Source organism: Mycobacterium sp. B14F4, from assembly GCF_039871645.1.
Classification (GTDB): Bacteria; Actinomycetota; Actinomycetes; order Mycobacteriales; family Mycobacteriaceae; genus Mycobacterium.
The window spans coordinates 395447-407501 of sequence record NZ_JBDPMF010000003.1; the positions used below are offsets into that span (position 1 = coordinate 395447).

A 12055-nucleotide genomic window follows, 5' to 3' on the forward strand; every position below is an offset into this window, starting at 1 on the left:
CGTGGTCGGTGCGGATCCTGGACGCCGACTCATGAGGAGGCTTGCATGGGCTTCGAGGCCGGTCCTGACGTCACATGGACTTCTGTGCCTCACCCTGTGCTAGTGGTCAGTCGAGCGGGAGTCGTGACAGGGCTGAGCGAGTCGGCGCGATCCGTACTCCCGGGCGCTGCGACGGGCTGCCCGCTGCGGCAGTTCGCGCCGCCGTGGCTCTCGCGTGCGCACGACGATTTCGTCCGACCCGGACCGCAGCCGCCGAAGACTTCGGGCATCGTGGGCGGGCGCGAGTTCACCGCACACCCCACTGCGTTGCCCGGTGATCGGGTGGCGTGGTGGCTGATCGAGGACGTCGGTCGCTCACTGCATGACATCGAGTCGGATCTGGCCCGCGAACGGGAGCGCGCGACGTTTCTGGACGGAGCATCCGCCGTGCTGATGGCGTCGCTGAATTACGACCGCTGCATGGAGGCCGCCGCGCACTTGGCCGCCCGGCGTCTCGCCGAGGCTGCGGTGGTGGTCGCGCCCCCGAGCGGACGCCGAGCGCTCATTGTCTGCAGTGGCTCCAACGGCGCGGTTGAACAGCGCCGAGTCGACGCCGACCCGACTGATGTGGCCGGCCTCGGCGAGGCGCTTCGCTGCTTCCCTCCGGTGCCCCCTCGTTGGATCGACCCTGCGGCGTTGCCGGACTGGCTTATCCCCGAGCATTTCGCCGGCCCAGTCGGGTCGGCGGTGATCACACCGCTGCCGGGACACGGCGTAGCGGCGGGTGCGCTGGTGCTGCTGCGGCGCGACTCGCGTTCCGAGTTCGATGGAGGTGAGGAACTGTTCGTCCGGTCGTTCGCGGCGCGCGCCGGTGCGGCCCTGTCCGCGGCGCGACTGTTCGCCGAGCAGTCGTCGCTCACCCGCACACTGATGCGCGAACTGCTTCCGCCCCGGTTCAACCGGCTGCACGGGTTGGAACTCGCAGGCGGCTACCGGGCTTCCGAGGACCACGAGCTTGTCGGCGGCGACTTCTACGACGCCCATCCCGCGAACAGGCCGGAAGACGAGTCGCTGGTCGTACTCGGTGACGTCTGCGGCAAGGGCCTCGAGGCGGCTGTGCAGACCGGCAAGATCCGCAACACGTTGCAGGCGCTGGCACCGCTGGCCGGCAATCACGAATGCGTTCTACGACTGCTCAACAGAGCACTGTTGGGTCCTGACGGCACCCGCTTCGCCACCCTGGTACTGGCCTCTGTCTGGCAGCGCGACGGCGCGTTCATGCTGCGACTGACGTGCGCCGGGCACCCTGCACCGTTCATCCTGCGCAACGACGGCAGGGTGGAACGGGCCGACACGCACGGCACACTGGTCGGCGTGTTGCCACAATTCACGGCGCAATCGTTCGAGACCTCGCTGGACCCAGGCGAAACGTGCCTGCTCTACACCGACGGCGTGACGGAGGCGCGCGGCGGGCCTCTGGGCGACGACATCTTCGGCGACGAGCGCCTGTCGGCCGCCCTCGAACAGTGTTCGGGATTGCCCGCCGAAGCCGTGGCGGAGCGGATCATGATGGTTTCCGCGCAGTGGGTGAACGGCCGCCCGCACGACGACATGGCGGTAGTGGCCATGACGGCCCCACGCGGAAACCGCTCGACCGCTGCCGGTGGACAACCCGCGGGTTGGTACCCGACGTGAGCACTCCTGACACCAGCACTCCGGCTGTCACCCCCGACCTGCAGGCCTTGAGGGAGCGGTTGTGGGCAGCGGTCATCGACCGCGACGAGTACGCCGCGGCGGCCACCGTCTGCGGGGCCGTGGATGCGGCCGTGACGCCCGAGGACGTGCTGCTCGACGTCATCGCGCACGTGCAACACCGGGTCGGCACCGAATGGGCCGCGAACCGGATCACCGTCGCCCAGGAGCACGCCGCCACCGCGATCAACGACCACGTGATCGCGCTCTTGTCGCACCATCCGGCCTGTCGACGTTCCGCGGACATGGGACGGGTGACCGTCGCGTGTGTCGACGGGGAATGGCACGCCCTGCCTGCCCGGCTGCTCGCCGAAGTGCTGCGGTTACGCGGCTGGGACGTCGATTTCCTCGGGGCGCATGTGCCGACCCCCCACCTGATCGCCCACCTGCACCAGCACGGACCCGACGCCGTCGCGGTGTCCTGCTCCATTCCGACCCTGCTGCCCACTGCGCACGCGGCGATCGCCGCCTGTCAGTCCGCAGGCGTGCGCGTCCTCGCCGGCGGTGCGGCATTCGGCACCGACGGCCGCTACGCCCACCTACTGGGTGCCGACGCGTGGGCACCTGATGCCCGTGCCGCCGCGGAACGCCTGAGCCGGGGATTCGCGATGCGCTTCAGCAGCGACCACCCACGCGGCGACCTTCCCCATCTGGCTGACCAGGAGTACCCGCTGATCACCGCGAGAGCCGCGCAGTTGGTCAAGGCCACCGTCGACGACCTTGCGGACCTCTTCCCCGCGATGCGCACCTACACCGACCTCCAGCGCCAGCACACGACCGAGGACATCGCCTATATTGTCGATTTCCTCGCGACGGCGATCTACACCGACGACGACGAGTTGTTCACCAATTTCATCACCTGGACGGCCAGCATCCTCGAGGCCCGCCGAGTACCTGCGGCGTCGCTTCATCCGGCACTGGATCTCTTGGCCGCTCAGCTGCAGAATCTTCCACGCGCGCAGCGCATGCTGCACGCCGCGCACGATTCTCTCAACCAAATGTCCTTCGACCCCACACCGACAGCATGAACTTCACAGTGAGCATCGACTCCACAGCCTCGTCGTCGCGTCTGCACGTCGCCGGTGACCTCGATTACGCGACCGCCGATGAATTGGTCGACGCGGCGTCCCAGTTGCTGGCCGCGCGGCCCGGTGGACGCGATCTGCACCTCGACTTCAGCGACCTCACGTTCTGCGACTCGGCGGGACTCTCCGCGCTGTTGCTCCTCCACCGCCGCAGCGCCGAGGCCGGCGTCAACATGCACCTCGACCACCGGCCGCCGCATCTGAACCGCATCCTGGAGATCACCGGCCTGCTCGAGTACCTGACGACCGAACACAGCTAGCTACCGCCTGGGTGCGCGTCGCCGTCGCGGGTTGTTCGCCGAATCTTCTCCCAGGAGAATCACTCTCAAGAGCCGGCCGACGATCAGCCGCGACGACTCGGTGTTCTCGTAGCGCGCCAGCCTCCCCAGGTCGACCACGAGCGCGAAGGCCGCGTGCACGGCGAACCGCGCTTCCGCTGCCGGCATCCCCGGCCGCGCGCCGACCACCTGCTGAACCCAGGCCTCGACGGTCGCGCGTTGAATGTTGTGCAGCGCCAATCGATCCTCGGCAGGGACGTTGACGCGCTCGGCGTAGTAGACGTAGGCCAGTTCGGGGTCGACGAAGGACCGCCAGATATACGCGTCGATCAACCGCGCCACCACTTCACGGGGATCGGCGGTGGTGGAGAGGATCAACGCCAGGTCCCCCGACACCCGATCGGCGGCCCGCCGGTACACCGACGCGAGGATCGCGCCCTTGCCCGTGAAGAAGCGGTAGATGCTCGACAGCGGCAGTCCGGTCGCCGCGGCGATGTCGTCCATCCCGGTCTCGCGATAACCACGCTCGTTGAATAGCACCATGGCGGTGTGCAGGATCTGCTCGTAGTCCCCTGCGGCGCTGATCGGCAATGCGCGCAGCGGCGTCGTGTCGGCGGTCTCGTCCGGCAGTTCGGCGTTTCGGATGTCGCGTGCCATGCGCGCCAATGACATTCGCAGGTCGTCGGTCGGAAGTTTGGCACGGTGATCGGTGATGCTGCCGATCACGCTGAGCACCGCCGACGACAGGATCCATCGCTTCCTGCTCTGCAGGCCGGGGCGCAGTTCGCGAAGCGGGCGCTGCAGCCGGCGGTTCACCAGCTTGATCTGCTCGTTGAGCAGCGACTGGTCCTCGGGACGCAGATAGCGGCCCTCCCAGCGGTAGAGGCCGCCGCTGGACCTGTTGCGCAGCGTGGTCTCGATGAGCGCGTCGACGATGGCGTCCCACAGTTCGCCGGCGGGACTGCCCGCGACGTCGTCGACGAAGTCGGTGCAGGAGACCAGCTGCTCACCGAGGCCGAGGACGGCGGCACGGAACAGCTCGTACTTGCCTGCGTAGTGCCGATACAGCGACGCCGCGGTCACCCCGACCCGCGAGGCGATGTCCTCCATGCTGACAGCGTGGTAGCCGAGCTCACTGAAGGCCTCCGCCGAAGCCCTCGCGATCTGTTGCTTGCGGTCCTTGGGCCTCCTGCGGGCATCCGCGCCAACGCCCGCGGTGGTCGACATGAGGCCACCCTAGCGCCACGTCCCGGCGCAGGAGCGTCATCGCCGCAGCCGGTCCACCGGTGTTAGCTGCGCCGCCGTAGGGCCGAGGCGGCCGCCCTGACCGCGTCGGTGATCGCGTTGACCATCGGGCTGTCGATCTTCCAGCACTGCCAGAACAGCGGCACGTCAAGGTGCGCCCGCGCGATCCTGGCGAAGGACCCGTCCTCCAGGCGACCGGCCGCCAGCGTCTCGGGATACATCCCCCACCCCAATCCCGCCTGCACCGCCGCACCGAAACCCTCGGCAGTCGGCACGAAGTGCTGCGGTCGGTCGATGTCACGCCGAAACACCCTGCGCACCAACATGTCCTGCAAGGCATCGTCGCGGTTCCACGCCAGCGACGGCGCCCGCGCCACCGCCGGGGCGGTGAACCCGTCCGGCAGGTACCGCGCGACATATCCCGGGCTGGCCACCGGGACGTAGCGCATCACGCCGAGCGGCCGCACCAGGCACCCCGACACCGGGGTACGTTCGGTCGTCACCGCACCCATCACCACGCCTTCGCGCAGCAACCGGGCGGAGTGGTCCTGGTCCTCGATGCGGATGTCGAAACGCACGCCGTCCAGCGCGTCGAACACCGCCGTGAACCAGGTCGCCATCGAATCGGCGTTGACCGCCACCGCAATTCGCGGTGCGCCGCCGGTTCCGCCGCCCATCTCGGTCAACGCCTCGGCCTCCAGCAACGCCATCTGCGCCGCCAGTCGCAACAACGGCGCGCCGGCCGGCGTCGTCGCACACGGCCTGCCCCGCACCACCAACACCTGGCCCACTCGCTGTTCGAGGGCCTTGATGCGCTGGCTGATCGCCGACGGCGTGACATGCAGCGTGGCGGCCGCCGCGTCGAACGATCCTTGTCCGATCACCGCCGCGAACGCGGCAAGCTGTTGGCCGTCGATCTGCACATCAGGGATGCTAATTGGTTCTGAGAATCATTAGCGAGGCTGAACAGCCGTGACGACACAGGCGCTGCCAGAACCGGGACAGCCGGCCGGAGCGCGGTACAGAGACCTTTAGCGCCGCTTATGCTTCTTCAGAATCATTAGCTGTACTGCATCGTCGGCAGTGCCTACCGTCGAGGCCATGAGTTCCCCGTTGTTCGTCGGCTTCCTGGCGTCGTTCATGCTGATCGCCGCCATCGGCGCGCAGAACGCGTTCGTGCTGCGCCAGGGCATCCGCGGTGAGCACGTGCTGGCGGTCGCCGCGGTGTGCACGATCTCCGACGTCGTCCTGATCGCTGCGGGCATCGCGGGTTTCGGTGTGCTCATCGCCGCACACCCGGGCGCGGTCGCGGTCGCCAAATTCGGCGGCGCCGCGTTCCTCGTCGGCTACGGGATGCTGGCGGCGCGGCGCGCCTGGCGGCCGTCGGCGCTGACCCCGTCGGAGAAGGCCCCGGCGCGACTGCTCGAGGTGTTGGTCACCTGCCTGGCGCTGACCTGGCTCAATCCGCACGTCTATCTCGACACCGTGGTGTTGCTCGGCGCGCTGGCCAACGAACACCGTGACCAACGATGGCTGTTCGGGATCGGTGCGGTGACAGCGAGCGCGGTGTGGTTCTTCAGCCTCGGACTCGGCGCCCGACGACTCGCCGGACTCTTCGCCACGCCGATGACGTGGCGCATCCTCGACGGGCTGATCGCCGTCACGATGGTGACTCTCGGCGTGTCGCTGGTGTTTGCCTGACACAATTCGGCCATGGGGGGCACACAGGACGGACTGGGTCTTCGCGACCGCAAGAAGATCAGGACCCGCGACACGATTCGGCGCGAGGCCATGCGGCTGATCGGGGCCGACGGGTACGCCAACACGACCATCGAGCAGATTGCCGAGGCGTCCGACATCTCGCCCAGCACGTTCTTCCGGTACTTTCCCACCAAAGAGGCCGTGCTGATGGCCGACGATCTGCAACGCCTGTTCCTCGCCGTGCTCGCCCGACAACCCGCGAGCCTTTCGTCATTCGCCGCGTTCCGCAGCGCTCTGCAGATCACCGCAGCCACCGTCTCGGAGAGCGACTGGGCATTCGAGCGCTCCAGACAACGTGTGGTGTTCTCGGTTCCCGAGCTCAAGGCAGCCCAGTTCGACGCCTACCGCCGCTCGATCGGGCGCCTTGTGGCAACGGAGAACGGCCGGTTGCGCCGCAACCTGGACGATTTCGAGGCCAAGGCGTTCTACGGGGCGCTCACCGGCGCACTGATAGCGGTGATCGATCGGGCCGAGGGGTCGGCCGAGGACGACATGTACCGCGCCCTCGACTTCATCGAAGCCGGGATGCCTTTCAGCGCGCCGTAATCACCGACTTTGATTGCCCAGCCGCCGACGTGGGCAATGATGACGTATGCCCAACAACAAAGCCGTCTTCATCACCGGAGCCGCCGCCGGAATCGGCCGCGCCACCGCCCTGACCTTCGCCCGCAACGGGTACGTCGTGGGCGGCTTCGACATCGACGAGGTCGGGCTCAAGACGCTGGCCGACGACATCCAGCAGCTCGGCGCCACCGCCTACACCGGTCATCTCGATGTCACCGATCCCGACGAGATGGCCGAGCGCATCCGCGAGTTCGCCACAGCCGCCGGTGACCGGCTCGACGTGATGATCAACAACGCGGGCATCCTGCGCGCAGGCCGGTTCGAGGAGATGGACCTGGCCGGGCATTTCAAGGAGATCGACATCAACGCCAAGGGCGTGGTGAACGGTCTGTACGCAGCGTTTCCCTACCTGCGCAAGACGCCGGATTCGGTCGTCGTCAACCTCGCCTCCGCCTCGGCGATCTACGGGCAGGCCGAACTGGCCAACTACAGCGCCTCCAAGTTCTTCGTCCGCGGCATCACCGAGGCACTCGACATCGAGTGGAACCGCCACGGCGTCCGCGTCATCGCCATGTGGCCGCTGTACGTGCAGACCGCCATGACCGACAACATCAAGACCGGCACAACCGATTCGCTCGGCATCCGGCTGACCGCCCAGGACATCGCCGACGCCGTCGTGAAGGCCACCGAGCCGTCATGGCTGCGCCGCGCCATGCACCAGGTGCACTTCCCGGTCGGCTGGCAGACCAAGGTGCTCGCAACCGGGTCACGGTTCTCCCCCGTCTGGCTCACCCGGTTGATCAACATGCGACTCGCGCATGCTGCCCCCACCGAACAGTCGCCGACGCGCCGCGCTGTGCACCGAGTGCGCTTGCGGGTGGTTGAGAAGGCCAAGGTGCTCGCCGCGAGCTCGCGATTCTCGCCCGGCTGGTTGAACCGGCTGGGCAACAAGAAGTTGGCGCACTCCTGATGTTCCGGATGGCCGTCGACGACGTCTTCGTCATCCGCAACCGCGGCGTGGTGGTCACCGGCCGCGTCGAGACCGGCACGCTGCACGTCGGCGACACCGTGCACATCAACGGTGGGCTCGGGGTCACGGTCGACGCGATCGAGAAGTTCCGCAAGCAACTCGACGAGGCGACGGCGGGCGAGAACGTCGGCGTGCTGTTCAAGGGCGTCGTCAAGAGCGACGTCAACCGTGGCGATGTGCTCACCTCGTCGGGCGAGGCGCCGCCGATCGAATCGACTAACGTCATCCTGTAGTCCATCGCGCCCGCGAGATCCTGGTCGTGACACGCGATTGCGGCGTTTTCCGTACCGGAACCTGATTTCGCCCAGGGATGGTTAGGCTCGGCGGGTGCCCACTCGGCTGTCCCGGCGAGCCTTTCTGACGATGACCGCGGGCGCCGCGCTCGTCGCCGCGGGCTGCGGTTCGGACAAGCCGGGCACCGTCGCCGACGACGGATCGGTGACCGTCATGCACGTCTTCGGCGAGACCAGAATCCCCGCGCCGCCCACCCGGGTGGTCAGCGCGGGCCTGACCGGACAGGACGACCTGCTGGCACTCGGCGTGGTCCCGATCGCCGTCACCGACTGGTTCGGCGGCGAACCGTTCGCCGTATGGCCCTGGGCGCAGCCGAAACTCGGCGGTGCCCAGCCCACCGTGCTAAACCTCGCCGACGGCGTCCCCGTCGACCAGATCGCGGCGCTGCGGCCCGACCTGATCGTCGCCACCAACGCCGGGCTCGACCAGGACACCTACACGAAGCTCTCGGCGATCGCCCCGACGGTCGCCCAGTCCGGCCGCGACGCGTTCTTCGAACCGTGGAAGGACCAGGCGAGCACGATCGGGCAGGCGGTGTTCAAACACGACGAGATGCGGGCTCTGATCGCCTCGGTCGAGGCGAAGTTCACCGCCGTCGCCGAGGCGAACCCCGCGTTCGCCGGTACGAAGGTGCTGCTGTTGGCCGGCCGCATGGACGGCGGCGAGCCGCAACAGCTGACGCCGCCGTGGCGCAGCGACTTCCTGACGCAGATGGGGTTCGCCGTCGCCGCCGGCCTGGCCGATGCCGAACTGTTGATCTGGGCCACCGAGAGCGACGAGGAGCAGGCGGCCCTGTTGGCCGATCCGAAGATCGCGCAGTCGGGCAAGCGCAACCTGTTCGCGGGCAAGGAACTCGCGGGTGCGATCGTGTTCGCCTCGCCGCTGTCCTATCCGGTCGTGGCCGACCGACTGCCGGCACGCATCGCGCAAGCGCTGGCCTGAGAAGATGGCGGGGTGACTGCCACCCTGGAGAAAGAGCACCGCGGGTTCGCCACCACCGGATCGGCCTACTATCCGACGTTGGTCGCGGTGTTCACCGGGCTGGTGCTGATCTCCAACGTGGCGGCGACCAAGGGCATCGCGTTCGGCCCGATCGTCGGCGACTGGTCGCTGATCACCGACGGCGGTTTCCTCGTCTTCCCGTTGACCTACGTGATCGGTGACGTGCTGTCGGAGGTGTACGGTTTCGCCGCGACGCGGCGGGCGATCTTCATCGCGTTCGCGATGGAGGCCCTCGCGGCGTTCACCTTCTGGCTCACCGCGGTGCTGCCGCCCGCCGACTTCTACACCAACCAGGCGGCATTCGAAGCCGTGGTCAAACCGTTCACGCAGCTGATCATCGCCGGGCTCGCCGGGTTCATCGTCGGTCAGACACTCAACGCGTACGTGCTGGTGTGGATCAAGGCCCGGGTCGGAGAAAAGCAGCTGTGGGCGCGGCTGATCGGGTCGACGGTGGTGGGCGAGTTCGCTGACACGCTGGTGTTCTGCAGCATCGCGGCCGCCGCTATCGGGATCAGCACGTGGCGCGACTTTCTCACCTACGTGGCGTTGGGGTGGATATACAAGACCGCGGTGGAGGTGGTCGTGCTGCCGGTGACCTATCGGGTCATCGCGTTCATCAAGCACCGCGAGCCGACGTACCAGCCCGCCGTTTGAGGCTTCGTTAAGGCTCCTCTGGCAAGGCTCACAGAGCACGACTATCGGTAGCTACTCGCGGGTAAGTTCGGGTCATGAGCGTGACAGCCGACGTGATGGACGCGGGCGCCAGGCGCACCGGTCCCATTTCTCTACGTGACTACGGTGATGCGGCGCTGCTGCTCGAGTTCGACAGCACCGCCGACGTGTTGGCGTGGACCGACGCGATCCGAGGTGCCGAGTTGCTCGGCGTCCTCGACATCGTGCCCGCCGCCCGCACGGTGCTGCTGAAGCTGGCCGGGCCCCGCTATCAGGCGCCGACCCGTCAGCGGGTGGGCACCCTAAGGGCCGCTGCGGACGCCGCCGCGGCGCTGACTCCGCACGGACCCGCCGACGTCACGATCGACGTCGTCTACGACGGCCCGGACCTCGAGGAGGTCGCGCGGCTCACGGGGCTGACGGTCGATCAGGTGGTCGCGGCGCACACCGGCCGACCCTGGCGGGTCGGATTCGGGGGCTTCGCACCGGGTTTCGCCTACCTCGTCGGCGGCGATCCCCGCCTCGAGGTACCCCGTCGCCCGGAACCCCGGACGGCGGTGCCCGCAGGCAGCGTCGGCCTCGCGGGCGAGTTCAGCGGTGTCTACCCGCGACAGTCGCCGGGTGGTTGGCAGCTCATCGGCCGCACGGACGCGGTGCTGTGGGACATCGACCGGGCGGACCCGGCCCTGCTGACCTCGGGAATGTGGGTGCAATTCCGGGCGGTTCAGGAAAGGGATGTGTCATGACCACCACACTCGAGATCCTGCAATCCGGACCGCTGGCGTTGATCGAGGATCTGGGCCGGCCGGGGCTGGCGCACATGGGCGTCGGGCGCTCCGGAGCGGCCGACCGCCGGTCGCACACGCTGGCCAACCGGCTCGTCGCCAACCCGGGCGACCGCGCCACCATCGAGGTGACGTTCGGCGGACTGAAGGCACGGGTGCTCGGCGGCGGCAAAGAGGGGGTTGCGATCGCCGTGACGGGGGCCGACACCGACCCCGCGGTCAACGGAGTCCCGTTCGGCACCAACAGCATTCACTATGCTCACGACGGCGAGGTGATCACGCTGGGTGCCCCGCACGCCGGCTTGCGCACCTATCTCGCGGTGCGCGGCGGCATCGACGTCGAACCCGTGCTGGGCTCGCGGTCCTACGATGTGATGTCCGCGATCGGCCCACATCCGCTGCGGCCGGGTGACGTGCTGCCGGTCGGCCAGCACAGCACCGAGTTCCCGGAGTTGGACCAGGCGCCGGTGGCCGCCATCTCCGACGACGTGCTCGAACTGATGGTGGTGCCAGGCCCGCGTGACGACTGGTTCGTCGACCCCGACATCCTGATCCGCACCAACTGGCAGGCCACCAACAAGAGCGACCGCGTTGGCATGCGGCTGGTCGGCATGCCGATCGAGTACCGCTGGCCGGACCGCCAACTGCCCAGCGAGGGAGCCACCAGAGGGGCAATTCAGGTGCCGCCGAACGGTTTTCCGGTAATCCTCGGCCCGGACCACCCGGTGACCGGCGGCTACCCGGTGATCGGCGTCATCGCCGACGAGGACATCGACAAGGTCGGCCAGGTTCGCCCCGGGCAGACCGTGCGGATGCATTGGTCACGGCCGCGACGACCGTTCGAGAACGACTAGTCCGTTCGCGCGCGTTGGATACAGACAGCGGCGCGCCACGCTGGTAGAAACGCAGTGTGCATGTTCAGGAACCTCATGCTCCCGTCGTGCGCATCCACACGGCGCGCCTGATCCACACCTCGGACCTGGATCCCGTCACCCGCGAGGAAGCGCGGCAGATGGTCATCGAGGCGTTCGGCGGGGAGTTCACCGATGCCGACTGGGAGCACTCGCTGGGCGGCATGCACGCGATGATCTTCGACCACGGCGCCCTGATCGCCCACGCCGCGGTGGTGCAACGGCGACTGCTGTACCGCGACGCCGCGCTGCGGTGCGGCTACGTCGAAGGTGTCGCCGTGCGCGAGGACTGGCGCGGGCAGGGACTCGCACGGGCGGTGATGGACGCCGTCGAGCAGGTGGTGCGCGGCGCCTACCAGCTGGGTGCGCTCAGCGCGTCCGAGGCGGCCAGGCACATCTACACGGCCAGGGGCTGGCTGCCCTGGGAGGGCCCGACCTCGGTGCTGGCCCCGGCCGGGCTGACCCGAACCCCAGACGACGACAACGCGCTGTTCGTCCTTCCCGTCAGTGTCGAGCTGGACCGGACCGCCGAGATCACCTGCGACTGGCGCGACGGCGACGTCTGGTAGGGCTCACACCACCGGCACGCGCCGGGTGAGCTGAAGTTCACAGCCGGGTCACCGCAGCGCACGCTGCGGCAATAAAGCCTGCTTAGCGTCGGTTTCATGGGCATTCGCGGGGGACGGACACGACCACG

13 protein-coding genes and 1 pseudogene are annotated in these 12055 nt (G+C 68.2%); 12 read left to right on the forward strand and 2 right to left on the reverse strand.

The annotated features are described in order from the left end of the window. The first annotated feature begins 45 nt into the window (after positions 1–45). From ABGB19_RS11755 to ABGB19_RS11765, 3 genes are read left to right on the forward strand one after another with little or no spacing between them, the layout of a single operon-like run. Positions 46–1674 (forward strand): PP2C family protein-serine/threonine phosphatase, encoded by a 1629-nt coding sequence (locus ABGB19_RS11755; protein ID WP_347686114.1) that lies wholly within the window; start codon positions 46–48, stop codon positions 1672–1674. Continuing rightward, positions 1671–2759: a cobalamin B12-binding domain-containing protein gene (locus ABGB19_RS11760; protein ID WP_347686115.1), complete on the forward strand. Its 1089-nt coding sequence runs from the start codon at positions 1671–1673 to the stop codon at positions 2757–2759. The genes ABGB19_RS11755 and ABGB19_RS11760 overlap by 4 nt, the downstream gene beginning before the upstream one ends. Continuing rightward, complete coding sequence (locus tag ABGB19_RS11765) at positions 2756–3076, forward strand: STAS domain-containing protein (protein WP_347686116.1); 321 nt, start codon at positions 2756–2758, stop codon at positions 3074–3076. The genes ABGB19_RS11760 and ABGB19_RS11765 overlap by 4 nt, the downstream gene beginning before the upstream one ends. On the opposite strand, the gene ABGB19_RS11770 is transcribed toward ABGB19_RS11765, so the two are convergent. Together ABGB19_RS11770 and ABGB19_RS11775 are read right to left on the reverse strand one after the other, a co-directional pair. Continuing rightward, complete coding sequence (locus tag ABGB19_RS11770; RefSeq protein ID WP_347686117.1) at positions 3077–4321, reverse strand: TetR/AcrR family transcriptional regulator; 1245 nt, start codon at positions 4319–4321, stop codon at positions 3077–3079. Positions 4322–4383: 62 nt separating this feature from the next. Continuing rightward, positions 4384–5271, reverse strand: coding sequence for a LysR family transcriptional regulator ArgP (locus ABGB19_RS11775; protein WP_347686245.1), 888 nt, complete (start codon positions 5269–5271; stop codon positions 4384–4386). A gap of 169 nt (positions 5272–5440) precedes the next feature. On the opposite strand from ABGB19_RS11775, the gene lysE reads away from it, so the two are divergent. From lysE to ABGB19_RS11820, 9 genes and pseudogenes are all read left to right on the forward strand, one after another. Then, complete coding sequence (lysE, locus tag ABGB19_RS11780; protein WP_347686118.1) at positions 5441–6040, forward strand: L-lysine exporter; 600 nt, start codon at positions 5441–5443, stop codon at positions 6038–6040. A 12-nt stretch (positions 6041–6052) separates the two neighbouring features. Further along, on the forward strand, positions 6053–6646 hold the full coding sequence (locus ABGB19_RS11785) for a TetR family transcriptional regulator (protein ID WP_347686119.1): 594 nt from the start codon (positions 6053–6055) through the stop codon (positions 6644–6646). Positions 6647–6692: 46 nt separating this feature from the next. Further along, positions 6693–7487, forward strand: a pseudogene (locus ABGB19_RS11790) (SDR family oxidoreductase); the annotation flags it as partial. A gap of 146 nt (positions 7488–7633) precedes the next feature. Continuing rightward, complete coding sequence (locus ABGB19_RS11795) at positions 7634–7927, forward strand: EF-Tu/IF-2/RF-3 family GTPase (RefSeq protein WP_347686120.1); 294 nt, start codon at positions 7634–7636, stop codon at positions 7925–7927. A 94-nt stretch (positions 7928–8021) separates the two neighbouring features. After that, positions 8022–8930 (forward strand): ABC transporter substrate-binding protein, encoded by a 909-nt coding sequence (locus ABGB19_RS11800; protein ID WP_347686121.1) that lies wholly within the window; start codon positions 8022–8024, stop codon positions 8928–8930. Between the two features lie 12 nt (positions 8931–8942). Further along, entirely contained in the window at positions 8943–9644 is a 702-nt protein-coding gene (locus ABGB19_RS11805; RefSeq protein WP_347686122.1) for a queuosine precursor transporter, read from the forward strand. A 74-nt stretch (positions 9645–9718) separates the two neighbouring features. Next, entirely contained in the window at positions 9719–10408 is a 690-nt protein-coding gene (locus ABGB19_RS11810; RefSeq protein WP_347686123.1) for an allophanate hydrolase subunit 1, read from the forward strand. After that, entirely contained in the window at positions 10405–11301 is an 897-nt protein-coding gene (locus tag ABGB19_RS11815) for a 5-oxoprolinase/urea amidolyase family protein (RefSeq protein WP_347686124.1), read from the forward strand. The genes ABGB19_RS11810 and ABGB19_RS11815 overlap by 4 nt, the downstream gene beginning before the upstream one ends. A gap of 56 nt (positions 11302–11357) precedes the next feature. Then, on the forward strand, positions 11358–11927 hold the full coding sequence (locus tag ABGB19_RS11820; RefSeq protein ID WP_347686125.1) for a GNAT family N-acetyltransferase: 570 nt from the start codon (positions 11358–11360) through the stop codon (positions 11925–11927). The last annotated feature ends 128 nt before the right edge of the window (positions 11928–12055 follow it).